Origin of the sequence: Luteolibacter sp., from assembly GCF_039920825.1 — a bacterium.
Classification (GTDB): Bacteria; Verrucomicrobiota; Verrucomicrobiia; order Verrucomicrobiales; family Akkermansiaceae; genus Luteolibacter.
In genome coordinates this window covers 1-26,427 of sequence record NZ_JBDSCX010000032.1, presented here as the reverse complement: position 1 = coordinate 26,427, position 26,427 = coordinate 1, and the positions used below count along the sequence as shown (strand labels likewise).

Sequence of the window (26,427 nt, the reverse complement as noted above, 5' to 3'; positions counted from 1 at the left end):
GAACGGTCGACATCGGCACCAACGTCTTCGGCCTCGCGGATGTCTCCATCAACAACCTCGGCGGACTCGCAGCTGGCAGCTACACGCTCATCACCTCCGCCGGAATCACCGGCACGGTCGATCCCGCGAACGCCACCGGCCTCATCGCCCCCGGATTCAATGGCACGCTCTCCATCAGCGGAAACGATCTCGTGCTCACCGTCACTGCCGCCAGCCCCTACCTAGCATGGGCCGCCACCTTCCCCACGCTCACGAACACCGCCTTCGGCTTCGATTTCGACAACGACGGCATCGCCACAGGACTCGAGTGGATCCTCGGCGGAAATCCCACCATCGCGGATACCGCCTCCATCCTGCCCACCATGACCGGCAGCGCGGCCTCCGGCATCACGCTCAACTTCAAGCGTGAGGAGGACTCCATCGGCGTGGCGGATTTGGTCGTCGAATACGGCACCACCCTCGCGGGGTTCCCGGGCAGCGTCGTCATCGGAGTCACCAGCTCCGGTCCGGACGGGAACGGCGTGACCGTCAGCGTGAACACCGTACCGGATCCTGACCAAGTCACCGTCACCATCCCGGCCTCGAACGCCTCGGGCGGCAAGCTCTTCGCCCGACTTCGCGCAATCCTTCCCTAACCGGCCGGATCGCCGACCGCAGGATTCAACGATGCCGCGCGCGAACTTGGCTGGGACCTCACCACCCTCAGGCCACACTGATAGGAGGCGACTGCCCCAAGGGCGTCAAACTCGACAAAAGGCGATGAATCCTTATGAAGAATGTCTTCGCCGGCTTGGCGAACTCGGCAAATGGTTCATCAGGATCGCCGCATCAACTGCCGTTGCCATGATGGCTTCAATGCCGATTTAATTTTGGCGGAGTTCCTGAGTCGCCGGCTGGCGCGGCTTCCGACATCACGCTGAACTTCCTGCGCGAGGAGGACTCCATCCTCCCATTTTTGCTTTTGCAGATTCCTTGAATCTCAACTTTCGGGAATTGAACCTGGTGGCAGTAGGTGGGCTCGAACCACCGACCAAGGGCTTATGAGTCCCCTACTCTACCACTGAGCTATACTGCCTAAGTTCTTACGGGGCGGATGCCCCGTAAGGTGGCGAGTTGGTTACCGCCCAACCGCCGGATTGTCCACCGGAATTTTAAAAATGCTTTAACCTTTCCGCCCATGCCGAGCGAGGGCCTGCCCAGTCGGCGACTTCCTGTTCTTCCGGATCTGCGACGGAGGCCCCTCAGCCACAAGGTTTCCGCCGTGGATTCCCCCACCCGGCCCGAGCTCGATGACCCAGTCCGCAGCGGCGATCACGTCAAGATGGTGCTCCACGACGAGCACGCTGTGGCCCGCATCGCGGAGACGGAGAAACGCCGTCAGCAATTTCTCCACATCGCCGAAATGCAGCCCGGTCGTGGGCTCATCAAATAGATACAGCGTGTGCGGTGCCTGCGGTTTCGCCAATTCCACCGCCAGCTTTAGCCTCTGCGCCTCACCGCCGGAAAGGGTGTTCGCCGGCTGGCCGAGCTGCAAATAGCCGAGTCCGAGATCCTCCAACGTCTCCAAAATTCGATGAATCTTGGGAATCGGCCGGAAAAAGTCCCTCGCCTCACTCACGGAAAGCCCCAGCACGTCCGCGATGGATTTTCCTTTATAAGTCACTTCCCGCGTCTCGCGATTGAACCGCCGACCGTTGCACGCCGGACACGGCACCCAAGCGTCCGGTAAAAAGTGCATTTCGATTTTCAATCGCCCGTTTCCCTGACACCGCTCGCAGCGTCCGCCCGCAGCGTTGAAACTGAAACGGCTTGGCCCGTAACCACGCTGTTTGGAGAGCTTCAGCTTCGTGAAAAGATCGCGCACCAGATCGAACAACCCCGTAAATGTCGCCGGATTCGACCGTGGACTGCGTCCGATCGGCGATTGGTCCGCGACCACGCATTTCTCGATCAACTCCAATCCCTCGATCCGGTCGTGCTTTCCCGGAGCCTCGCCCGAGCCGTTGAAATGCCGCGCCAGTGCCCGGCGCAGGATGTCGTCCGCCAGCGTCGATTTCCCGCTGCCGCTCGGTCCGGTAAGACTGACCAATCGCCCTAGCGGAATCGCGACGTCCAGATTCTTCAAATTGTGTTCTCTCGCCCCGCGGATCACCAAGCTCCCCTGCCCCGATCCTTCGAGCCGATTCACGGCAAATGGCGCGATTTCCCCGCGCAACCATTGACCGGTCGGCGAAACGATTTCCCCCGGAATCCCCGCCGCCAACAATTCGCCGCCCGCCGCTCCCGCACCCGGGCCGATGTCGATCAGCCAATCCGCCGCCCGGATGATCTCCTCGTCATGCTCTACCACCACCACCGTATTTCCCAAATCCCGCAATCGTGTTAGAGCCCCGATCAGTCTCCCCGTGTCCGCCGCGTGCAAGCCGATGCTCGGTTCGTCCAAAACGTAAATCACCCCGGAAAGCCCCGCTCCCAACTGCGTCGCCAAACGGATCCGCTGCGCCTCGCCGCCGGAAAGCGTCCCACTCGTCCGTTGCAAAGTCAGATAGCCCAGTCCGACTTCCTCGAGAAATGCCAGCCGTGTCCGCACGTCGTTCGCCAGCCGCTTGCAAACCTCCGCCTTCGCCGGATCAAAAGTGATCCCCTCGATCCACCGCATCGCCTCGGACACTCCAAGCTCACAAAAATCCTGAATCCCCAGCCATCGAGAAGAAGTTGATGGTTGAGAGTTGCGAGTTGATAGCGAAGAATCATTCTCCGCATTTCTCATACTCCCCTTCTCTTCCTCCGCGTCCCTTTGCGACCTCTGCGCCTTTGCGGTTCCCTCTTCCCTCCCGCCTTCGATTTTCACCGCCAGCCACTCCGGCTTCAGCCGCCGCCCGAGACAAACCCCACAAGCACGGTGCGCCATGAACTTCGCCAGCTTCCGCCGCGTGATTTCCGACTTCGCCTCGCGGTAGCGTTTCAGCGTCTTCTCCGCGTCCTCACCTTCGCCTAACAACGACGGATCACAAAACATCTCCGTCCCCAATCCCTCGCAAGCCTCACAAGCCCCGAGGTGCGAGTTGAAGGAAAAATGCTTCGGCGAAAGCTCTTCCACCACAAATCCCGTCCGCGGATTTCGATACGACGTCTGAAATGCCATGTCCCGCCAGGCATCCTTGCCCGGCTCCTGGATCGCCGCCCGCGCCTCCGAGCCGCATAGCCGTAGCGCCGTTTCCACCGAGTCCGCCAGCCGCGATTCCACACCGGGCCGGATGACAAAGCGGTCCACCACGATCTCAACCGCCACAGGCGACTCCGGCCATTTCGCCGCAGCCTCTTCGATTTCCAACACCTCGCCATCCAGCCGGATGCGGATGTAGCCCTGCCGCTGGAGATCACCTAACAATCTCGTCGGTTCGCCCAGTTCTTCCTTCGGCAGCGCGGCTAACAAAACCACCTTCGTCCCCTCCTCCAGCGCCGCCAGCACGTTGACGATATCGGCCGAACTCATCCGCTCCAACCGCTCGCCCGTCACCGGATCGTGCGGAATCCCCGCCGCCGCCCACAGCACCCGCAGGTAGTCGTAAATTTCCGTCGCCGTCGCCACTGTCGATCGCGGGTTCAGCCCCCCGCCCCGCTGCTCGATCGCGATCGCCGGGCTCAGCCCCTCAATCGAATCCACATCTGGCTTCTCCAACTGATCCAGAAACTGCCGCGCATATACCGACAGCGATTCCACATACCGCCGCTGCCCCTCGGCATACAGCGTGTGAAATGCCAGCGACGATTTCCCCGATCCGCTAGGCCCGGTGATCACCACGAGTTTCCCCCGCGGGATATCCACGTCGATGTTCTTCAGGTTGTGCTGCCGTGCGCCACGGATCCGGATCGCGTCCACTCCCGCAGCACAATCCCCCGCAACCGAACTTCCAAGCAATTATCGCGCCCTTGCCACCCGGAAATGATAAAAGCGCCCCGCATGTCGTCAGCCACCGGCGGCGGAAATCGCCTCTGACACCGATTTCACGCCGAGCGGGACTTTATCACCCACCGGAGCATCGACGGAAGTCTTGGGCCAAGTGGCGGGATCCGAGTATTGACCGTCGTCCTTGTAGAGCTTCTGCAGCCGCGTGATTTCGGCTTTCAAATCCTCGAAACATTTCCGTACTTCCGGCTTGTTAGCCTCCTGCTTGTCGTAAAGCAGGTTCTGCTGCTCGGTGGGATCCTTCGTGAGATCAAACATCTCGTAAGCGTCCTTTGCCCAATAGTAAATCAGCTTGTGGGTGGCAGTGCGGACGCCATAGTGGGCGGCGGTGTTGTGGTCGCCGGGGCTGTGGTAGTAGCGGTAATAGAAGGATTTCGGCCAATCCGCGGGCTTCTCGCCATGCAACAGCGGCACCAGGCTGCGGCCCTGCATGAAATCGGGAATCGGCAGTCCGGCGAGATCGAGAAACGTGGGAGCCAGATCGAGATTGGAGACGAATTGATCCGGCGTGACCCCGGCCTTGATTCCCGGCCCTTTTACGATCAGCGGGACATTCAATCCGGGCTCATACATGAACCGCTTGTCGTAAAGTCCCAAGTCCCCCATGAACCAGCCGTTGTCGGCGGAATAGATCACGATCGTATTTTCCGATAGACCGGACTCGTCGAGGAAATCGAGCACCTTGCCGACATTGTCATCCACGCCTTGAACGCAGGCGAGATAGTCGCGCATGTAGCGCTGGTATTTCCAACGGACGAGGTCGTCACCGGTGAGGGTTTCCCCATCGATCTCCAGTCGCATCGGCTTGATGCCTCCCCATTCGGCAAGGGATTTTCCTTTCAAATCCGCAGGCGGGGCGAGCTTGAGATCATTATTGGTTAGATCCCGCGCGACGGTCTGCTGGTTTTCCGGAAGGGCGGCGGGACGCGTCCGGTAATCGTCTCGCAGGGTGTCCGGCTCCGGGATCACCTTGTCCTTGAACAACGCCTTGTTCCGCTCGTCCGGAATCCACGGCCGGTGCGGCGCTTTCTGATGGAGCATCAGAAAAAACGGCTTGTCCTTCGGCCGCGTTTTCAGGAACTCGATGCCGAGATCCCCCGTGATGTCGGTGCAATGGCCCTTGATGGTGAGCCGATGCCCGGGAACAAGGAACTTCGGATCGATGTAATCCCCCTGCCCGGGTAGCACGGCCCAGCGGTCGAAGCCCTCGGGATCGCTGCCAAGGTGCCATTTCCCGATCATCCCCGTGTAGTAGCCTCCAGCCTGCAGGTGCTTGGCCACCGTATCGCGGGCACCCTCGAAGCGGTTGAAAACCGGTACCCCGTTGAGATGGGAATACTGCCCCGTCAGCAAGGTCGCGCGGCTCGGGGTGCAGATCGAGTTGGTCACGAACGAATGCGTGAACCGCGAACCCTCCGCAGCCAGACGATCGATGTTCGGAGTTCTATTTACCTTCGAACCGTAAGCGGAAATGGCGTGTTCCGCGTGGTCGTCCGAGTAGAGGAAAAGGATATTCGGGCGCTCGGCGGCAACGGCCGCCACCGCGGCAGCCAGCCACAGACAAAAGATGGGGATCAATTTCATGTTAGGAATTTCCACGTCGATATTCTTCAAAATCAAGCCGCCTACGCCAATCTTCCAAGCACCATCTCGTCAGCGGGCAGGTTCACCGGAAGGACCATCGATTTCGCGACCGAGCGGAATAGGTGGCCCGAAATCAGGCGTGCCGTCGCTTTTCCAAGAAATCTTCTGGGCTCGCGGCGAGCGAAAGGATCCGCAGCTCTGGTTAGCCTTCGGGTTCGCATGATAGACGATCCAGTCTTCCTTACCGTCGGGCGATTTGAAGAAGCCGCAGTGCCCGGTCGAGTAAGCTTGCGCCTCGGGCAGCGTCGAGAGCATCGGTTCGGGGGACTTCTTCCATGACGCTGGATCCAGCAGGTTGCTGTCGTTAGAAGCGGTGAGCATGCCGAGTGCGTAATGGTCGGTCCAACAGCCGCTCGCGGAGTAAATCAGGAAAAGCTTGTCGCCGTGCACGAGCATTTCCGGACCTTCGTTCACATCGATATGCCTGGGATCGCCAGGCATCTTCTCCGGGTCGGTATCGCCCACCGTTTCCCATGGCAGGGTCGGAGTGGAAACGAGCACGCGTTTTCCCGAGATCGTCCACGGGTCGCTCATCAGCGCGATGTAGATGTTCTGCTTCCCGTTCTTCTCACCGTCCCAGCCGGACCAGATCGTGTAGAGTTGACCACGGTTTTCGAAGACTGAGCCATCGATGGCCCAATGATCGTCCGGCGACGTGAGTTTTCCCTTCATCGTCCAGTTGCCCTGTTGCGGATCGGGCGAGGCATTTTCCAACACCCACACGCGATGGGATTCGTTTTTGCCGGCGTCCGCCGAAACGTAAATATACCACTTGTCCCGGATGAAATGCAGTTCGGGTGCCCAGACGCCTTGCGAATACGACCCCTTCTTCGGCGGCTGCCAAACCGATTTCGCCTCGGCATCTTTCAATCCCGCAAGCGTCTTCGTTTTGAAAATATCGATCCTATTCTCGATGCTGCGGATGTAGAAATAATCGCCGTTATGAGTGATGATCCAAGGATCCGCGCCTGTGGGGCGGAGCGGATTTGTAAACGGAGTGGCATTCGAAAAGGACGCGGGCGCTATCAGTAAGGCCGTCAGCAAGCAGCAGCGGTTGGCAAAAATGGGCATATTCATCGGGTTGTTCTCTTTGGCGAATGACTGCGAGGCGTAAAGAGCGGACTACGGCAGCAACTGGAGCCGAAGGGTGGAGGTCGAATGAGGTTGGATCTTTGCAACAATCTCCGACGATTCAGCGCGATCAATGCCGTCGATCTTCAGCTTCACGTTGTCGCGGGAAACCTCCGCTGATCCATCGGAGACTTGCACCTTCGCTTGGGCTGATAGAGAAATACGAAACTCGATTTCCTTATCTCGGTCGTTGCGGAGAATCCACTCCATCGAATCATCCGCACAAGCGATTTCGAGCGAACCGGTGTTGTCGGAAGCCCGCAGACGGCGCGGGCCGAGCTCTTCGGCCACCCCGAAATTCCTTGAGCCGAAGCCATCGGGGATCCGCGTTCCACCGTCCTTCTCGTTAGAGAGAAATTGTTTCCCTCCAACGATCAGACTGGAGATCTGGCCGTTCTCGCCAGTGGTGAGTTCGTACCGCGGAGTTTCCACCTTGTGGGTGGCGGGCAGCAGTTGGAATGCGACTTTGCCCGGTGGCAGCAAGTCGGTGCGGAACGGTGCGACGGGAAGCCCGCTGCGGTTGGCGAGGTTTCCGGAGGGAGTGGCACCCCAGGCGTAGCGAACCGTTTCCGGCATTGGGATGTCCGCGTTTTCCAGGAGCGCCGCAGTTCCTTCAATCGTCGCTTTGGCGTAGCGGAAATCACCATCCATCCCCGCGATGGCGAATCCAACAGGTGCTTTTCCTCCGACAGTGGTCAGGCCGTCGCTGCTTTTGAACGCAACCCGTAGTTTATTGCCTTGGACGCTGACGACATCCGGGACCGGGCCGCTCGCAACGATCTTGCTGCTGTTAGTCTCGCGCCGGGCAAGCAGCGCGAGCCGCCGGCCGATCTCCTGTTTGTCCACCGGATGCAGGTCGTGGCCGTCGGTGGTGTCGAAGGTCGTGGCGAGCCACGCGTTTTTCGTTTTCACGCACGCCGCGGCCTGGGCTTCGCGCAGCCAACTGAAATCGTAACCGTCCCATTTGCCATCGAAGACCGGGAGCTGGACGATGAAAAACGGCAGGTCGGGCTGTTGCCATTTCGCGCGCCATTGTTCCATCAGGTTTGCGAGAAGCGTGGCGTAAACCGTGGGATGCCCGGCGTTCGCCTCACCCTGATACCAGGTGACGCCTTTGATCCGCAGCGCTGTTAGCGGCGAAATCATTCCGTTGAACAAAGCTCCTGACGGAATGCCGAACATCGAACCGCTGATCTGTTCCTTCGGGATTGGGGGCAGCGAGTCCGCCGGAGTCCATGCCTCGATCGCCGTGCCGCCGAACGAGCTGTTGATGATGCCTAGCGGCACCTTTGCCAGCGCCGGGTCCTTTTTCAACTGCAGCGCGAAGAACCAAGCGACAGCGGAAAAATCACCCGAGTCCTCAGAGGAGAACGCCTGCCATTTCGCGTCGCATTTTTTCTGCGGTTCAGGAGCTCCTGCCCGCGGGATGGTGAGGATACGGATGTCGGGATGAGCGGCGGCTTCGACCATCGCCTCTTTTCCACCGATCGCCTCGCGCACTCCCATTTGCATGTTAGACTGACCGGAGCAGACCCACACGTCACCGATGAGCACATCGTCGAGCGTCGCCGCTTCCTCGCCGTCCACCGCCTTCAGCACGTGCGGGCCGCCGAACCTCATGGCGGGAAATTCCGCGCTCCAAGAGCCGTCGGCCGCGACAGCCGCCGTTTTCCCGGTGGCGTCGAGAGACACCTTGATTTCATGTCCCGGAGTTCCTTTGCCGCTCAACCGGATGGGCACAGTTCGCTGGATCACCATGCCCGGCGAGAACACAGGATCGAATTCCACAGCCGCACCAAGCGGAAGCGTGACGAAAGACAGGAAAATGGAGGGGATGAAGGAGCGCATGGCTGTTAGTCGGCTTGGGCGGAAACGGGTGTCTGGATACAGGACTCCGGGCGGTTTTCTTGCTGCAATTTGGCAGACGCCGCCCCGTTTTCGTGATTTCCAAAGCCCTCCGCCATCGCTAGACAGCTTCCGCGCGGGCATCCGCGAAACCCGAAATCCTCTCATGTCCCGATTTTTCCGCGCCATCGTGTGGCTTGCCATTTCCCTCTTGGGAGCCTCCGCCGTCGGCATCGCCGCCTTCCAACGCGACGAACCGGTCAACGCGCTCTGGCTTGTCGTCGCCGGCGTCTGTACCTTCGCCGTCTCCTACCGGTTTTATTCCGCCTGGCTGATGGCCAAGGTTCTCACCATCGACGACAACCGCGCTCCGGCCGCCGTCACCTGCAGCGATGGCAAGGATTTCGTTCCCACGCCGAAATGGGTCGTCTTCGGGCATCACTTCGCCGCCATCGCCGGCCCCGGGCCGCTCGTCGGCCCCGTGCTTGCCGCACAATTCGGCTACCTCCCTGGCACATTGTGGATTCTCATCGGAGCCACCCTCGGCGGCGGCGTGCATGATTCCATCATCCTTTTCGCCTCGATGCGCCGCAACGGGAAATCCCTCGGCCAGATGCTCAAGGAGGAACTCAATCCGTTCATCGGCCTCATCGCCATGATCAGCTTGTTAGCCATCATGACGATTTTGTTAGCGGTGCTCGGACTGGTCGTCGTCAAGGCGCTGGCCGAAAGCCCGTGGGGCCTTTTCACCATCGCCGCCACCATCCCGCTCGCCTTTATCATGGGCGTCATGATCAAGAGCGGAAAAGTCAGCGTCACCGCAGCCTCTGTGTTCGGCGTCGCTGGACTCTGCGCCGCAGTCTATGGAGGGAAATTGCTATCTCCGGCCCTGACCGCAGCGCTCACCCTCACTCCCACGGAGCTTGCCTGGGCCATCATGATCTACGGATTTGCCGCCAGCGTCCTGCCGGTCTGGATGCTGTTAGCACCGCGTGACTACCTCAGCACTTTCATGAAACTCGGCACTGTCGCCGTGCTCGGGATTTTCATCGTCATTCTCCACCCGCCGCTGCACATGCCCGCCGTCACCCCGTTCGTCAGCGGCGGCGGCTTCGTCGTGCCCGGGCCGGTTTTTCCCTTTGTCTGCATTACCATCGCCTGCGGGGCCATCAGCGGTTTCCACTCGCTCATCGCATCGGGAACCACGCCGAAATTGTTAGCGCGCGAGAAGGACATCCGCCTCATCGGCTACGGCGCGATGGTCGTGGAAATGCTCGTCGCCCTCATGGCCATCATCGCCGCCTGTGCCCTCCAACCCGGCGAGTATTTCGCCATCAACTCACCCGTCGATCCCAACAACGCCGCCGCCGTCACCGCGCAGATCGCCACCATCAACTCCTACGGCCCGGCCTACGCCATCAGCGAGGCCCATATGCAACAGCTCGCCTCCGACCTCGGCGAGCCCCACATGATCGGCAAGGTCGGCGGTGCGCCCACCTTCGCCGTCTGCATGGCCCACATGTTCGCCAAGGTCATCCCCGGAAAAGCCGCGCTCTCGCTCTGGTATCACTTCGCCATCATGTTCGAGGCGCTGTTCATCCTCACTACACTTGATGCCGGCACCCGCGTCGGCCGCTTCATCCTCCAGGATTTATTAGGTAATATTTCCCCGAGACTCGGCAACACCCATTCCTGGGCCGGCAACATCCTCGCCACCGGCCTGCTCGTCGGCGCGTGGGGATTCTTCCTCTATCAGGGCGCGCTCGATCCCGCCGGCATCGCCAAAAGCCTATGGCCCATCTTCGGTATTTCCAACCAGCTCCTCTCCGTCATCGCGTTCTGCCTCGGCACCGTCGTCCTCATCAAGATGGGAAAAACCCGCTACTGCTGGGTCACCGTCATCCCGATGATTTTTCTAACCGTGGTCACCTTCACCGCCGGCTACATGAAACTCTTCTCCGCCAACGCCGCCGGATTCATCCCCTCCATCCACGCATTGGAAGGCAAAATCGCAGGCGGCCTCCAAGGCCCCGCACTCGCCGCAGCAAAGACCTCCCTCCTCAACGCCCGCATCGACGTCGCCATCACCGCCACCTTCCTGCTCTTCGTCGCCATCATCGTGCTCGGCACCGCCCGCGAGTGCTGGCTCCTGCTTTCCAAGCGCAAAGCCACCGTCCTCCGCGAAAGCGAATACATCCCCCACTCCGTCAGCGACGCCCACGTCCTGCCCACCAGCATTCTCTAGCCGGAGCGCGGACATTCATTCCGCTCTGCTGGAACTTTATTCCGCTCTTCAAGCGCCCCTACAACACGGTCTGGCTCTGGCTAAAAAAATTCAAAGGAGTGCTGCGGGTGCCGCGACCCAGTCACTCAAAAAAAGACCCCGCGGCATCCGACTCATTCCGTAAGGAACTCGGCAATCGGCTTGAAGCCTGGAAAATCCCACCGGCAGCAAAGTGAAGATCTGGGTCACGGACGAAGCGCGCTTCGGCCTGCATACCGAAATGCGGCGGCTGTGGAGCATCAGGGGGACAGCGGCCGGTCGTCACGCGACAGATCAAATACGAGTGGGATTATCTCTACGGCTCACTCGATGTGGTTGGCGGGCAGGCTCATTTCTGCCAGTTTCCCTCGATCAATCAGGAATGGGACCATGCCTATCTGAAGGATCTAACCATGATCGACGGGTAAGCGGTGCATGTGCTCATCCGCGACCAGGCCGGTTTCCACCTGCGCGACGGCGATACGCGGCTGCCTTCGCGAGTGAGGATCATCGACCTGACGCCCTACAGTCCCGAACTCAACCCGTGCGAGCAACTTTGGGACATCGTGAAGGACGATATTGGCAACCGGGTTTTCGAAACCATTGAGGCCTTGCGGGAAGTTTGCTGCCCACATTGCCGCGCTACTGGGACGATTCGGCGGCAGTGCTGAAATTGATCGGCCGGGAGTGGATGCTGTCTCAAGCAAACTCTACGCCGAAAACTCAGGTGTCACTTTAATTTGAAGGTTTGGTATCAGTCATATTCCCCGTCATCCTGCGCCACTCGTCTCCCAGTCCCCACCGCTCCATCTGGAACTGAACCGGCGGCACCTTATAAACCGACAAAAACTCCCGGCGGAAATTGTTCTGACAGGAAAATCCCAAATCCGCCGCCACCTCCTCCGGGGCCCTGCCCCCTATCAGTTTCCTCCGCGCGACCACCATCCTCTCCCGCCGCGTCCATTCCTTCGGCGGCAGCCCGATGTCACGGACAAAGATCCGGTAAACATATCGCTCGGAAATATCGAGTTCCGCGCACATCTCACCAATCCGGTAGCCGCACCTCAGCGCCAGCCGCTGGAGACAAACCCGCTCGCCCATCCCGGCCAAAAGGATGCACCAGTTCTGCTCCCGACGGATGATTCTCACTACCCGAATTTTCTGACAGAATCGTGAGATCCTAGCAAGCCGTTTAAGCTTATCGACAACCCGCTTGCGGAACTCGTTCTTTCTCCAACCTATCAGATGCTCGTAAATTCCTCATCGACGCCTCTGATATTCCGGAATCCCTAACCTTGGTTCCGAATTTGAATCCTCCCGCCTCTTGATGTTGGGAAACCGTTCTGTTGTTTTCTTATCGATTGGATGTGCGGTGCTGGTCATTCCAGCCTCCTCGATCCCCCCGATGGCGACTGGCCGGCTAAATTGACGACTACGATCATGCCATTTCCCTCCCGTTCAAACCATCTGTCACAGTGAAAGCCTGCCCATCATCCTCCCATGGCGAAATTCATCGTCAAATCCCGCGGACCGCTCTGGTTTTCCTTGTGATCTTGTTTTCCCGAATGCCGGTTTCAGCCCACGAAGGTGACGGAACCGGTGGTGAAGATGCCAGGAAAAGGGCCAAAATCGTCTACTATCAGGAAAAACCGGCGAAGGAAATTGAGTTTCCGCCCTTACCTCAGCCGCGGAATTTGAAGCCTTCCGAATATGCCGGCAAGATCGCCGATGCAGCGAAGCCTACGCTCCTGCCCGATCCCTCCCAAGCGCTGGACGAAGCCCTCGCCGGGAGCACCCGTCTCGGCACACCCATCACCCCCCGTACGCCCGAGTGTTTTCCCGCGGAACAGCGTGATTTGTTCTGGCAGATGGACAAGGTCGCGGGACTCGATGGAAAATTGGTTCCCATCGACTTCGATGTGAACCGCGACGGCCATATCTCCAATCTCCCGCCCAACGTCAAACGGCAGGACCAAGTCGATTCGGAACGCGACGCGATCCGCGGACGCAACACCTGGGTGTTATGGGGCGGCGGCAACGAGGTCTTCTGGAACTGGCTCCAGCAGGAAGGTTATGGCACACACGATTTCCTGATTCTGTTAGATTCGCGCCAGCGCGACCGCCGCTTCACCAACGACGGTCTCATCAATCAACCCGGCATGAGGGGCATGACGATCAACGACGATCCATCGAAGCGGATCCTCGGATTGTATCTCGACCTCCCGGGGGATCCGACGGAAAAAGAGAAAAATCCCATCCTGATGCGTCCGCCGCCGGCACCGGCCTCACCGACAGCGTCCGGCCCCAATGGCGGATACGGTGAACCTGGGAATTATGATTATGCCGCTCCACTGAAGGACAACAAAGAGTTTTACGACGCGCAGAGCAGGAAACTACCTGAGCCCGTGGATATTCCCACACCTCCTCCCGGCCACGACGACCGGCTTTTCAAGGCAGGTGACGAGGAACTATATAAATACATCCTCGGCAAACTGCCGCAGGACGGCGTGGACCCGAAAATTTACGGTTACCCAAGCGGCATCGTGGGGCTGCGCCTGTATCCGAACCCGGACTTCTTCGGAAGCACCGACGCAGCCGCCCTCGCGCGACGCTACTGGAAGAACCGGGTGGAGGACAACCATGACCGCTTCTACACGGATCCTGCCGTAAATGCGGACCGGCGGCTGGTGAGACCCTTCCGCGTGAGCATGTCTTGCGGCTTTTGCCATGTCGGCCCGCACCCGCTCAATCCGCCTGCCGACCCCAACCATCCGGAATGGGAGAACCTTTCCAACATCATTGGCAACCAATACTGGCGTCCCCAAAAGGCGATCGGCCACCTGCTTCCGCGCAACAACTTCATTCATCACTTCGTCGGCAGCCAACAACCCGGCACCATCGACACCTCCCAAGTCGCAAGTGACCAGATCAATAATTCCAATACCATCAACGCGGTGTTCGATGTTCCCGCGCGGCTTGCGTGGGCGGAAAATCTACCCTTGGAAAATCAAAGCGCCGGGAACTTGAGATTGCCCACCGTGCGCTTTCCTGACGGCAAGACATCGCGTGCCGTGCCGCGGGTTCTGATAGACGGCTCCGACTCAATCGGCGCGTTCGGAGCGCTCGCGCGGGTCTACCTGAACATCGGCACTTATTACGAGCAGTGGGAAAAGACGAACAACATCTTCATCGGTTTCAGCAAGCAGCGTCCTTTCAGCTTGGAAACCTGCCAGAGGAACTCCGTCTACTGGGTGACCAACGAGAAATACCGGGCCGGTTATCTGCGCGATTTCTTCACGATGAAGCAACAGATGCCGGTGACGCCCAAACCACCGGATTCGCAAGCCGCCAAGGAAGATCCGGTCCCTCCCCCGGTGGCCGCCCCGGGAACAAAGTCGTCTAGCGAGCCCCTTCCGCCGCACAATTCCACAGGCCCTATGAAATTGCGGACTGCCGCCCATGGTGCCGGGGGCACGACCGACTGGTTCGGGAGCTTCAAATATGGAGGCGTGGAAGTGCCGGGGCACGATCGCGAACAGCGGCTCGCCGGGCGCAAAGTATGGTTGTTTAACTGTGCGATCTGCCATTCCAGCAAACAGCCTGCCGGATTCGCGCTGAACTTTTCGCAGGACTGGGAAAAAGAACCCGTTCCAAAAGCGGATGAGGCAGCGATTTACACTCTGCCCATGAGCTTCGCGGACTGGGACAAGTTCCGGGCAAGTCCGGCGATGAAGGACTATCGGAGGCGCCTCATCGATTTGGTGTCGAAGCAGGCGAACGATGTCAGCTTCGATGAAAAAGCCGACCCCGCCCTAGCAGACCATCCGTTCTGGAAGGACAATTATCTCTCCACGGACATCCGAATTCCTGTAACCCTGGTGGGTACCAATGCGGCCCGCGCACTGGGTACCAATGGAGTGAGCGGGCACATGTGGGCCGACTTTACCTCGGACACTTACAAGGCACTTCGCAGCGTGGGAACGGTTCGCTATTACAATCCCTATTCACCCAAAAGCCTGGACTTCTACGGGAACAACGCGGACTTCCCCGCTCCCGCCGGAGGTGTGGGCTATTATCGGCCCGCATCACACATCAGCTTGTGGGCTACAGCCCCCTTCCTGCACAACAACACGCTGGGCTTGTTCAACAACGACCCAAGCGTGCACGGGCGCCTCGCAGCCTTCGATGATGGCATCCGGAAACTACTGAACCAGAAGGACCGCGCGAAGCACTCGATGGCAGGGGGGCCACCCGCACCCTATGGCGCGGTGCGAATCGGCGACCTGCGTCCAGAAGCGAATCTGGCGGCCAGAAAGGACCCGGGCTTCATCTATCGGATTCCGAGGGAAACCCAGGTGCAAATCGGACCCTCCTTCATCCGGCCGCTGGTGGCGGGCGTGGCGGGAGAGGTCGTAACGCAATTTCTCAGTATTTGGCTGTGGGTTCTGCTGGCCGTCGCAGGCGTGCTGATCGCCTGGCACACGCGGGCCCGCCATGCAGGTTTCGTCCTGCTGGCCGACTCGATCCTCATCGGCGTGTTGCTTTTGTTGAGTGGGACGGGCGGAACAGGAAGGGGCGCGATGGTGATCCCCGTACTTATCATGGCCCTGAGCAACGTGTTGGAACTGTCCCACAAAGGATGGTGGATCCTGGTAATCGGGCTTGGCCTGCTCGGCGGGTGGTTCCTGACCTTGAAGCCGCAGACGGAAAAGCGCGGTCCGAAGAATATTCTTATCGCCGTCGGAATCACGCTGGTTTTGTTGTGGTTCCTCACTCTCATCTTCGGCGGGGGAACCGCCGCAGGATATCTTACCCGGGTCGCGCTGTGGCTGCGAATGGCAGGATTCTTTGCCTGGATCCCGCTGGGCATCCTCGCGGCCTGCGTGGCCTCCCGCGTCTACATTCGCTATGGCGGGGATGGTATCGCGAGGTTCATCCACACCGGGATCGTCATCGGGATCATCATGGTTGGCTTCATCGCCCATCAATTCATTAACGGCAGACTGGTGGTTGACGGCCAAATCACAGGAGTGGAGGTCGGGCCAATCCCCCCAGGCACGCCTGTGAATTTCCTCATGAACCTGAATCCCGATTCACCGAACCTGCCCAAGGCGGTCGTCTCGATGTTCTACGGCATCACACGCATCAAGAAGGAAAACCTTGAAGGGGAAGGCGCTTGGAAGGCCTTTAGCGATGAAGCGGGCGAGGCGCTCATGTCCGCCAGCAAGTGCCCCGACTACGTGCTCGATCGCGGACACTGGTTCGGCGAGGGCCTTTCCATAGATGACAAGGAAAACCTGATCGCCTTCCTGCAGACGCTCTAACTGAAAGCACGCGATGCCCCCCGCCCTCTATCTACTCCGATTAACCCCCCCAGGCTCCCCCACTATCCCCGGTCCGGAGTCACGTCCACGCCATGAACCACGACCCACCAGATCTCTCCCCGTCTGAGGCCACAGGCGATCCTGTCGCCAAGATGCTTCAGGACGCGAGAACGCTGAGAACCAGCACTTTCGATTTCATCATCATCGGCTCCGGGGCAGGTGGCGGCCCCCTCGCCTGCCGCTTGGCAAAAGCCGGAAAGCGGGTGCTGCTGCTGGAAGCTGGCAGCGACCCGGCAAAGGCAAAGTCCATTGACTATCCAAATGCCGCCGTCGGCGAGATTCATGATTCTCCCGGCTACCATGCCGCCGCGACCGAGGACCAGGAAATGAGCTGGCAGCATTCCGGAAGACATTACCCAGGCCCACGGCAGCAAGCAGATTCCAAATATGCGCCGTTTTCCTGGCACATGAACCCGGTCGGCGCTCCTAACCCGGAGCGGTGCATTCAGCGCGATCCGGATGGCACCGGCGGGATCTTCTATCCGCGCAGTGCGGGCCTCGGCGGCTGCACCGGCCACCATGCCATGATCGTCATCCGGCCGAACGACCGCGACTGGGATCACATCGCCGACCTAACGGGAGATCCGAGCTGGCGGGGAGAGACGATGAACAATTACTTCGCGAAGTTCGAGAACTGCCTCTACGCGGATGAGTATCGCGGCTTCCTAGCTAAGATTTTGGGGCCAATTTCGCAGGGATGGCAGGCAATCGCGCGTTTCGTTGACCCGGAGTCAGTGGAAAACAAGGGCGGCCACGGCGGAGCGGACGGATGGCAGCCCACCAGCTTCATTTCGCCCGAGCTCATCAAGCGGTTCGCCCGTGAGGACAAGCCCTTCATCAAAGTACTGATGGCGGCCTTCGTGGTGGGACTGAAAACCAATCGATTGGTGGCCATTGGCAAACGGTTCCTCGCCCAGTTCGGCGTTGTACAGCCTTTTGATCCAAACGACACCCGCACGCGGGCGGATTCCGCGGAAGGGGTTTTCCTGATTCCCACGGCTTTTGCATCCGGCAAGCTGAAGGATATCGACGGACGCCCGCTTGCCGGCATGCGTTCCGGTGTGCGCGAATTCATCCTCCGCACCAAAAGAGAATTTCCCGAACAACTGGTGGTGGAAGAGCGCGTGCATGTCTTGCGCATCCTGTTCGAACAAACCGGTTGCGCACCGAGGGCGATCGGCGTCCGGTTTGTGAAAGGAGACCATCTCTATCAGGCCAGTCCTCTGTTCGATGACAACAACCCCATGGAGGGTCCTTTCGAGTATTTTACGAAGGGAGAAGTCATCGTCTCCGGTGGCTCTTTCAACACCCCGCAATTGCTCATGCTCAGCGGCATCGGGGACTGCACTCAATTGAATCCCCTGGGTCTGCAGCTCATGGGAGCGAACAATATCCCGTTAGACCCCCTTTCGCCGCGGGTGATCGATCTGAAAGGCGTGGGAAGGAATCTGCAGGACCGCTACGAGGTGGGTGTCATCAGTGAGATGAAGGAGGACTTCGAGGCGCTGCTAAGCTCCAACCTCAGCTTCACGCCTGGCGACGCGGGCGATGGCGGGCGGACGGAATGGCAGGACAAGAAATCCGGTCTCTACGCGGGCAACGGAGGCACCGTGGCCGTGGTCCGGAGATCGTCCGTTGCCGACGGCCCGGAACCGGATCTGTTGACCTTCGGCGTTCCCGCGGCGTTCCGAGGCTACTACTGGCGCTGGTCCAAGGAACTATTGCGGCCGGTGATGAGACCTTATCAGCAGAATGGGCCGGACGGTCAGGCGGCGCAACGCAACCTGTGGACATGGGTGGTCCTGAAAGCCTACACCCGCAACAACGGCGGCACCGTCCGGTTGCGGTCCGCTTCGCCTTTTGATACCCCCGCCATTTGTTTTAATTCCTTCGACGCCAATGGAGCTGACTCCCCTGTGGGTTGGGAGAAAGACGTGGTGGCCATCATGGAAGCAGTGGCCGAGATGCGGGCCATCAACCGCAAGGCCAACGAATTCGACAAGAATCTGTTCATCAACGAAATCCAGCCCGGAGACGCTCGCCCGGACAGTAATAACATCAACTCGCCCTTGGGTAAATGGATCCGGAACGAAGCTTGGGGTCACCATGCTTGCGGAACCTGCCGGATCGGTGCGGACCCTTGGTGTAACAACATCGGGAACCTGCTGGACGAGGGAGCCGTGCTCGACAGTCATTTCAAGGTGCATGGGGTGTACGGTCTGCGCGTGGTGGACGCCTCGGTATTTCCGAAGATCCCCGGCTATTTCATCCTCGCTCCGGTCTTCATGGTCAGTGAGAAGGCGGCGGACACCATTCTGGAGGCTCAAAAGACCTCCTTCTATCCGCCAGCCTTCGAGAAGGCCGAGGCAAAGGCAATCGAGACACGCCGCAAAAAGGCATTCCCGCGAAAGGTGCCAGTGCCAGCCGGCGACAAACTGCCGTCGGATACGGTCGGCCTCGCCCTGTCCGGCGGAGGCATCCGCAGCGCCACCTTCGCGCTGGGCCTTCTCCAAGCCTTGGCCGGGAAGAACAAGCTACGCGAAATCGATTTTCTCTCCACCGTCTCGGGAGGCGGCTTCACCGGCAGTTTCCTCGGCAGGCTGTTCATGCGCGAGATCATCACCCAGGCGTCCGATCCTTGCACGCGCGTCCAGGACATTTTGAAAGACACGAATTCCCCCTCGCTGTGGTGGCTTCGTGCGCAGGCAAACTACCTCTTCGCCAGCGGCACCGATGATGCAAAACAACATCTCGCCGTTTTCTTCCGCAACATCTTTACGGTGCACCTTGTCATCGGCGCGCTGTTGTTCGGGATCTTTGGAGCGTTAGCAGGCACTCCTTACCTTCTTAAATTACTGGGAAGCCTGCATGACTTCGGTGTCTCCGGTTCCCCATTCTGGCGTTGTGTGGCCGATCTGCCGGGCCAGGAGCTCTTCGACAAGGCGGGTCGGATTTTGGCTAACCCGCCCCACATTAAAGAAATCCCCTTGTCCACCTGGTATTGGCTGCCGTTGGTGGCAATGGGTCTAGGCGTTCTACCCGCCACGCTGGCATTTTGGCTCGCCCCAAAGATGGGTGCTTATCGGTCACATCCTTTCTTCGCGCTCCTCGCTTGGGCTATCCTTGCCGGCGGTGCCGGTTTATCGATCGCCCTCATTTCACCCGCGTGGCGCTGGGGCCCTCTCGCGGTCATCGCGGTGCTGGGACTCGCTTGGCTCTGGCAGGAGATAGCACGCTGGGGCATGCCCCTCGGGAGGTCAGATCCCCGTGATGTCGGCTTGATTGTTAGAAACCGTTTAACTCGCAGTCTTGGCGACGCGCAGCTGATCTTCCTGGTTCTGCTCGCTTGGGTAATTCTCGACACCGTCGCCCATCTCGTCGCGGAAAAGAACGTGACGTTGGCGATGAGTGCCGTGATGGCCATCGTCGCACCGCTGTTGCCTTGGTTCAACAAAATCGCGGGTGCCATCTCCCGCTTGCTGCCGCAACAGGAAAAGAAGTCTTCGCTCCCGGCCTTTGCACGCATGGCCGGACCCGTCCTTGCCCTCCTTCTGGTCTTCGTGGTGGACGTGCTTGCGCACGAGTTATACCAGGGATCCCACGCCTCGTGGTGGAGTTGTCTTGCGGTCCTCACAGCCCTGGCCTTTTCAGCCGCCATAGGAAGGGCCTTTGACTTCCTGAACCTAACCTCGCTTGCCGCTTCCTACGGGGCGCGCATCACGCGGACTTTCCAAGGTGCGTCGAATCCGGCGCGCATCCATCCGACCGCGACCGTGTCCAAGGACATCCAAGTGGCTCATCCGCAGGACGACATCCATCTCCACAATTATCACCCCGAGCTCTCGGGAGGGCCGCTTCACTTGATCAATGTTTGCCTCAACGAAACGGTGGACCAAGCATCCCAGCGCCAGTTGCGCGACACGAAGGGTTTGCCCATGAGCGTCGGCCCCGCGGGGGTCGCGGTTGGCAGACGGTTTTTCGGCCTCTGGTCCCGCCTGGACGGATTGCCCGGGTGGATGGCACGCCGGCGCAAACGGGAGGGACTCGAAGGCGGTGCGCTGGAAAACCAGCCCGTCGGACTCGCAGCACTACCCGCCTCGCCCAACCCGAATGACTTCCATCCACTTGCCAGCACGAAGAGCAAGGTGGCTGCCGTCGAGAGTCTCACCTTGGGAGAATGGACGGCGCTTTCCGGAGCGGCCTACTCCACTGGCTTGGGCCGCGGCAACAATCTGCCGATGGCCCTCTTCATGGGATTGGTGAACTTCCGCTTAGGGCGCTGGTGGGACTCGGGCATTCTCTACCAGGAACGGCCTGGCCGCTATCCCCTGAACCTGTGGCGCAAGCTCCAGCGCCTCCCGATCTCGCTCTTCCGCATGCAGAGCCTCTTGCTTTCCGAATGGAAGGCGCGCTTCGACGGGCCAAACCGCTGGCACTGGTATCTGAGTGACGGCGGCCACTTCGAGGTCACCGGCGCGTATGAACTTATTCGCCGACGCGTCCCATTCATCATCATCAGCGACGCCGGGGAAGACTCCACCTATGAACTGGAGGATCTCGCCGTGCTCACGCGGCAGGTGCGCGAAGACTTCGGCGCGGAGATCGAGTGGATGGATGCGGTCGAGGCGAACGCCTTATTGGTGCCACCTCCCGGTCAGTCGCTTGCATGGCCCTACTCTTGGATGGTTCCCGGAAGCCTTGGTTCCATCCGCGATATCAAACGTGACACCATCACTCACGCGGCGTTGGCCCGCATCATCTATCGCAAGGAATCGGATGGCTGTTGCAAGGAACCCAATAGCTATCGCTCGGAACCCGATGGTTTGCTGCTGTTGCTGAAGCCAAGCCTTACCGGCGATGAGTCCCAAGATATCGCCCAATTCGCCAAGCGCTTCGAAAACTTCCCCCAGCAGCCCACGCTCGACCAGGTTTTCGATGATGCCCAATGGGAAAGCTATCGCGGTCTTGGACAGCACATCGGTAACACAGTGTTCCGTTGAATCATCTCCTGCCTTCCACCCAGCCAGACTCCAGCACATGAAAATCAACCGCTCAACCCTCCACTCCATCCGGTTCGCCCTGCTGTTGGCTGCTGCTGCCACCGCTCTTCCGGCGGCCGCCTCCGACCATGCGGATCCGATGAACCTCCTAAACCCCTTCGAGATCCAGGCCGATCCGGAGGCGAACATCACCGACCTCCACGCCTTCATCGTTGACAAGGATTGGAAGCTCATCAACCGCGCACCCGATGCCACCGCAGGCGACAACCTCATCCTGAGTCTCTGTGTGCGCCGCGCGATCTCCGAACAAGAGCGGGGCAAACCTAAGGGTCCCGGCGACTCCACCAAACTCAGGCCGGGGGAGTACACCTATCGAATCCACCTGGATTTCAATCCGCCCGTCCGTATTTTCAATTGGAAGACTTTCGAAAGCACCAAGGAAGGGCTCAAGGGGGACCCGCCGGCACTGGCGGCCTACTTGGCAAAAACGAATGATGACCGTGCCGCGCAGTTCCGTTACGGTGGCATTATCGAGAGGCCGGGTGATATCGCGGAAGAAGCGGGCTTGGAGTTCAGGATCGAATATGTCCCCGGCCAGGAAATGCCGGGGACCGACGACGTCAAGCTGGTGCATCAGATACTCACCGGAAAATGGACCGGGAACAGGTCCATGAACGTGATCAAGCCGGACGCTACTCCAGCGGAAGGCCAGATCAGCACCTGCACCGGTATCTTCGATGATCCGTTCATCTTCCCGCGCTTTTTCCGGCGCAATGTCATTGGCATCGTCACCGCCATCCCCTTGGACCGCCTGCCGTCTCTTCCGGAGTCTCCGCACGCGGAACGCCCGCTCATCCTGTGGGCTACCACCCACGATGCAAAAAACCGGCAGATCGACCATGTGGGGCGCTCCTTGCGGACGCAGTTGCCCCGCTTCGGCTACCTGAACACCGTCGCACCCGCCAGCCAGCGTACCATGATCCAGCGGGTCCACAAGAACCCCACGCTCGTGGAGGATTCCTTTGCCACGCTCGTGGGTCCGCTGTTCGCGCACCGCCATTATGACGAGGTTCCGGACGTGATGATCTACAATCTGAACGCTCCTGCAAAATTCCCCAATGGCCGCGCTTTGGAGGACGATGTCGCGGCCCTTCTCGCGGAAGGCGGTGAAACGCTCCTGTATGAGTTGTCCTTTGCCGAGTCCGAGCAATTTCCCCGTGCCACCGAGAACGACAAACCCTTCCTCTCCCATTTTCCATTCTTGGCTCCCCGCTGGACGAATACCCAGATCAAGAACGCGGCCCGCGGCGCGATCCTCACTCTATCCAACGGCGAGGTCCACCCTGTTCCTTTCGGGGCACTCGCGGAGGTGACGACACCCCTCGCCTTCAAGCCCGCCACCCAGACGAAGCTGTGGATTCTCGGTCTCCTGACTATCGCCACGCTCGCCGGTGGATCCGCCTTCCTGCTGTGGCTGGGCTTCCATCTTGGCCGCCACCGCGGGCTTTCCCAGGCCGGAAAGCCGGACGATGAGGGACAGGGACTCGGTCAGGATGAGGAATTAGAGGAAGGCTCATGCTTCAAGGATGTGCATTCCCACGTCATTGATCGGGGAAACTGCCGTCCCTATCTCGGCAACGAGCTTCCCCGCAACGAAGTCTCCTTTTGGAAAGTCGCGTCCGGAATTCTTCCTTGGGGGAAGCCATCGTTGCTCAATAGCGCGATACGGCGTACATTAAAATCCCGGAAGGACCTCCGCTGGGGTTCCGATGGCAACGGCATCACCCGACTGATCCATCCCAACGGTATCTGCCTCTCAGGCGAATGGATCATCGACCCGAATGTGAATACCCGTCACACGGGTTGGTTCGAGAAAGGCCGCACGGGACTCATCGTCGCTCGTTTGTCACCCGCGCGGGCAGAAACCCGACGCGGCCATTGGCGGTCCCATGGCCTCACCGCTAAAATCTATCCGACCACCGATCGTAGCGATGCGTCCGTCCGTAAATCGGCCAGTTTCTTCACGCAGGAAGATCTCGGCGGCACCCGGGAGGATTTCATCAATGACATGGTCTTCATCAATGCTCCGGATCTCCACGCCTGGCGACGCGGCAAAGGGTTCTTCAGCCTTTTGCTCACCGGCATCTTCTTCGCGCGCATCAATGTGAACGCCACGATCCGCCAGCTTCACGAGATCGCGGAGCTCCACCATCCCGGCACCCCTCCCATCGCCCATCCCCGCTGCCCCACCTTCATGCGCCTCAAGGTGATGGGCAATCACCGCACGCACGGCGAGTCGCTGGATGTGCGGGACGAGATCCTCGATCACATTTATCCCAAGCCCGATTCCGGGAAGACGCCGGGTCTCGTGTTCTCCATTGAGGTCTCCGATCATGATCAGGAGCCTCCCTCGCCAGGAGTGCTCGCTGCGCTCATCAAGCGTGATATTCCCGAAGGCAGTTGGGTGACGATCGGCAGGATCGTCTTCGATGAGGCTGCTTGCGGGCTTAATGGCGACCGCGTCATTCACTTCCATCATCCACGCTGGCGGGAAGACTTCAACAACCCGAAGTCGGAATCCGAGGTGAAATGAGTTCCCCACAATTCCCGCCAAATTCCTGTCCTCTACCCATGAACACGCTGCTCAAAAAAGTATTCCCCACGCTCTTGCTGGCGGGCTTGTCGCCCGCCTGCAAAACCACCTGTCTCCCACCCGGCCCCCTTCATGCCGATATCGTCAAGGAGCTGGACAACCCATCAATTTGGAAAGATCCCATCCTCGCTAGCACGCCCATCATCGATGTGCATGTGCATACTTTCAACGCGCGCTATCTTCCGCTGCGCGGTGTCATCGAGGGGAAACGCGATGCGGGTCCGCCTGTCACCTGGCTCATTTCAGACCGCTGTTCCGCGGTGATCGCAGCCGACCTTTGCTCCCGCACCGTACTCGCGCCATACGGCGGTCACTCCTTCGCGCGATCCATGGAGATGAGCACCAATGGCAAGGGCGACTTCAGCATCGCCTGCGCGGTTTTCTCAAGCCTGATCAACAAAGGAATCCAGAAGGGGGTCTGGACTTCAGGCATGAGTTCGAAGGCACAGCTCGCAGCCTTGGACAAAATGGCGGAGGAAGATTTGAACCTCTCCGAACGTCTGGCGGTCCGCGCCACAGGCCGCATGATGGGCATGGAGGAACACATGGACAACGCCGACCAGATGGACGGAGTGAAAACCATCCTCCGATATCTCTGGACCCTCACCCAGAGCGACGCCAGCCTTATCGATCTCTATCGAAATCTCCACGAGGGAACGCAACACGCGGGCGACATCAAGATCGTCTCCCACATGATGGACCTCGCCCCGGTCTATAACCAGAAGCCGGATGGCGTCAATTTGATCGACTTCGAGAAAGAACAGATTCCACGGACCCGAGCCTTCACACAGCAGCACACGCAGGGCGCCACCTATTTCGTGGCCTACAATCCCTACCGCGACTATTGGAACGGTGGCAAACCGGGTGACGCGCTCAGGATCGTGAAGGAAGCGGTTCTGAAGAAAGGCGCCTCAGGCGTGAAAGTCTATCCGCCGTCGGGTTATCGCCCCGCCCCCGCCCCAGCCGGATCGGAACCGCTCGCCAAATTTCCTTCCGAACGCCCGACTCCCTTCTTCACTCGTTTCCCGGGCAAACAATGGGACGCGCGATACGGCCCGCTTGGCAAAGATGCCGACGAAAAACTTTACGCCGAATTGGATGCCCTGCTGTCTTGGTGCGAAACGAACCGTGTTCCCGTTTTCACCCACTGCGGGCATGGAGAACTGGAAGCACGGAAGGGATATGGCCTCGCCCATGCAAATCCGGTCTTCTGGCGCGGAGCTCTGCAACGTCATCCGGATCTCAGGCTCTGTCTGGGCCATGCCGGCGGCGGAGACTTCTGGTACGGCTGCGGCAAGCTATCCTCATGGGGCCGCGAGGTGTTCGAACTATGCGCCACCTATCCCAATGTCTATTGCGAAGTCACCAGCGGCACTGAAGTGCTGGACAAGCACAGGCGCGCCTATTTCGTCGAAAAAGTTTCCGGCCTCATCGCCGAATCCCAGGACAAGTCGAAGTTCGCCCACGATTTCAGCAAGAAATTGCTTTATGGAACAGACTGGCCGCAACCCGACGCGGGAGACCCGAAGGCAGTCCTCCAAGGCGTGCAACTCTGCTTTCTCCATCCAAAGCTCCATTGCTATTACGCCGACTATTTTCACCGGAATGCAGAAGCATATCTGGGAAGAAAACTATAACTCCGCATGGATTGTGCCCTTGCATGCGGAAGCCCTTCCCAAATGCTTCAAAACGACATTCATGACCACTAATCCTATTCTTACCGCCACAACCTGGAAGGAAACCATCCCTCCGGGCGAAGGCGAAGAGTTCCGGGCATTGGAGCTGGAAATCCAACGGCGGCAAACTCAATTCGCCGAACGGCCCGGCGAGCCGCTGCTCGGATTCCACACCAAATTTTGCGTGCTGCCAGATCTTCCACCGCACGCACGCCAGGGAGACTTTCGGGAGCAAAAGGCATACCCTGCGGTAGTGCGCTTTTCCAACGGCGAACACATGCGCAGGCCCGACGGAAGTCTCAGCCGCGAGGCATCTCCATCAAACTCATTGGAGTTCCTAGCCCGAAATTGCTGACCGGCCTCGGCGAAACGGATGCCGTCACCCAGGATTTTCTCGCCACAATCCACTCGGTTTCCGCCGGAGTCCGCATGAAAGCATTCGATCTCACCATTTATCGAAGTCGAGGAGCTTCGAATCCCGCGTTGTGATCTGGAAACTCCGGAAGCGGTCAAGCTAACCGCCGCCGTGGAGCGGCTTTCGTTTACGCCATGGCACGACGGAAAATCACCGGCCATTGGGCAACATCATACGGCCGCGAAGAATGGCTTACGGAGGCAGTTCGACTTTCCGACATCATGACCCGGAGCCGACAAGTTTACCTCTCGATATTCCTCCTCCCGAATAACTTGAGACCTCCAATTGCATTACCCCGAATCGGGGCTTTTTGAATCGTGGAATGAGCCGGTCCCCGGAATTCGGGCCAAGGGTTAAGCTATGATTGTGGTGTGTGGGTGCGGACTGTAAACCGAACCAAACACACACGAAATGAAAGGCAAACGCAGAAGACACGACCCCGAATT

General features: G+C 59.5%; 13 protein-coding genes and 1 tRNA gene. 8 read left to right on the top strand and 6 right to left on the bottom strand.

The window, feature by feature from the left end; translation table 11 throughout:
• A partial coding sequence (locus ABIQ96_RS08265) for a hypothetical protein (RefSeq protein ID WP_348214100.1) occupies positions 1–635 on the top strand: 635 nt, incomplete at its 5' end.
• A 365-nt stretch (positions 636–1,000) separates the two neighbouring features.
• Here the strand turns inward: ABIQ96_RS08265 and ABIQ96_RS08260 are convergent.
• The 5 genes from ABIQ96_RS08260 to ABIQ96_RS08240 all read right to left on the bottom strand — a co-directional run bounded on the left by ABIQ96_RS08260 (position 1,001) and on the right by ABIQ96_RS08240 (position 8,593).
• Positions 1,001–1,075: transfer RNA gene (locus ABIQ96_RS08260), tRNA-Met, on the bottom strand.
• Positions 1,076–1,162: 87 nt separating this feature from the next.
• Complete coding sequence (locus tag ABIQ96_RS08255) at positions 1,163–3,883, bottom strand: excinuclease ABC subunit UvrA (RefSeq protein ID WP_348214099.1); 2,721 nt, start codon at positions 3,881–3,883, stop codon at positions 1,163–1,165.
• Between the two features lie 87 nt (positions 3,884–3,970).
• Positions 3,971–5,554, bottom strand: a complete 1,584-nt coding sequence (locus ABIQ96_RS08250) for a sulfatase (protein WP_348214098.1) — start codon at positions 5,552–5,554, stop codon at positions 3,971–3,973.
• A 69-nt stretch (positions 5,555–5,623) separates the two neighbouring features.
• Positions 5,624–6,691: a glycoside hydrolase family 43 protein gene (locus ABIQ96_RS08245; protein ID WP_348214097.1), complete on the bottom strand. Its 1,068-nt coding sequence runs from the start codon at positions 6,689–6,691 to the stop codon at positions 5,624–5,626.
• Between the two features lie 45 nt (positions 6,692–6,736).
• The gene (locus ABIQ96_RS08240) at positions 6,737–8,593 is read right to left on the bottom strand and encodes a sialate O-acetylesterase (protein ID WP_348214096.1); all 1,857 of its coding nucleotides are present in this window, start codon (positions 8,591–8,593) and stop codon (positions 6,737–6,739) included.
• A 163-nt stretch (positions 8,594–8,756) separates the two neighbouring features.
• Between ABIQ96_RS08240 and ABIQ96_RS08235 the strand changes: the two genes are divergently transcribed.
• A complete protein-coding gene (locus tag ABIQ96_RS08235) occupies positions 8,757–10,835 on the top strand; it encodes a carbon starvation CstA family protein (protein WP_348214095.1) in 2,079 nt (692 codons plus the stop codon).
• A 455-nt stretch (positions 10,836–11,290) separates the two neighbouring features.
• Positions 11,291–11,524: a transposase gene (locus ABIQ96_RS08230; RefSeq protein WP_348214094.1), complete on the top strand. Its 234-nt coding sequence runs from the start codon at positions 11,291–11,293 to the stop codon at positions 11,522–11,524.
• Positions 11,525–11,588: 64 nt separating this feature from the next.
• Here ABIQ96_RS08230 and ABIQ96_RS08225 read toward each other — a convergent pair whose 3' ends face one another.
• Positions 11,589–12,002, bottom strand: coding sequence for a helix-turn-helix domain-containing protein (locus tag ABIQ96_RS08225; RefSeq protein WP_348214093.1), 414 nt, complete (start codon positions 12,000–12,002; stop codon positions 11,589–11,591).
• 416 nt (positions 12,003–12,418) lie between these two features.
• Here ABIQ96_RS08225 and ABIQ96_RS08220 point away from each other — a divergent pair, with 416 nt between their 5' ends.
• From ABIQ96_RS08220 to ABIQ96_RS08200, 5 genes are all read left to right on the top strand, one after another.
• A complete protein-coding gene (locus ABIQ96_RS08220; RefSeq protein ID WP_348214092.1) occupies positions 12,419–16,177 on the top strand; it encodes a hypothetical protein in 3,759 nt (1,252 codons plus the stop codon).
• A 92-nt stretch (positions 16,178–16,269) separates the two neighbouring features.
• Positions 16,270–21,237: a GMC oxidoreductase gene (locus ABIQ96_RS08215; RefSeq protein WP_348214091.1), complete on the top strand. Its 4,968-nt coding sequence runs from the start codon at positions 16,270–16,272 to the stop codon at positions 21,235–21,237.
• Positions 21,238–21,274: 37 nt separating this feature from the next.
• Complete coding sequence (locus tag ABIQ96_RS08210; protein ID WP_348214090.1) at positions 21,275–23,830, top strand: hypothetical protein; 2,556 nt, start codon at positions 21,275–21,277, stop codon at positions 23,828–23,830.
• Between the two features lie 38 nt (positions 23,831–23,868).
• Positions 23,869–25,527, top strand: coding sequence for an amidohydrolase family protein (locus ABIQ96_RS08205; RefSeq protein ID WP_348214089.1), 1,659 nt, complete (start codon positions 23,869–23,871; stop codon positions 25,525–25,527).
• The gene (locus tag ABIQ96_RS08200) at positions 25,496–25,921 is read left to right on the top strand and encodes a hypothetical protein (RefSeq protein WP_348214088.1); all 426 of its coding nucleotides are present in this window, start codon (positions 25,496–25,498) and stop codon (positions 25,919–25,921) included. Before ABIQ96_RS08205 ends, ABIQ96_RS08200 begins: the two co-directional genes overlap by 32 nt.
• Positions 25,922–26,427: the final 506 nt, after the last annotated feature.

Bases quoted from the DNA above. Each gene is read 5' to 3' on its own strand.
- ABIQ96_RS08250 (WP_348214098.1), bottom strand. From the start codon at position 5,554: ATGAAATTGATCCCCATCTTTTGTCTGTGGCTGGCTGCCGCGGTGGCG.
- ABIQ96_RS08245 (WP_348214097.1), bottom strand. From the start codon at position 6,691: ATGAATATGCCCATTTTTGCCAACCGCTGCTGCTTGCTGACGGCCTTA.
- ABIQ96_RS08240 (WP_348214096.1), bottom strand. From the start codon at position 8,593: ATGCGCTCCTTCATCCCCTCCATTTTCCTGTCTTTCGTCACGCTTCCG.
- ABIQ96_RS08235 (WP_348214095.1), top strand. From the start codon at position 8,757: ATGTCCCGATTTTTCCGCGCCATCGTGTGGCTTGCCATTTCCCTCTTG.
- ABIQ96_RS08220 (WP_348214092.1), top strand. From the start codon at position 12,419: ATGCCGGTTTCAGCCCACGAAGGTGACGGAACCGGTGGTGAAGATGCC.
- ABIQ96_RS08215 (WP_348214091.1), top strand. From the start codon at position 16,270: ATGAACCACGACCCACCAGATCTCTCCCCGTCTGAGGCCACAGGCGAT.
- ABIQ96_RS08210 (WP_348214090.1), top strand. From the start codon at position 21,275: ATGAAAATCAACCGCTCAACCCTCCACTCCATCCGGTTCGCCCTGCTG.
- ABIQ96_RS08205 (WP_348214089.1), top strand. From the start codon at position 23,869: ATGAACACGCTGCTCAAAAAAGTATTCCCCACGCTCTTGCTGGCGGGC.
- ABIQ96_RS08200 (WP_348214088.1), top strand. From the start codon at position 25,496: ATGCAGAAGCATATCTGGGAAGAAAACTATAACTCCGCATGGATTGTG.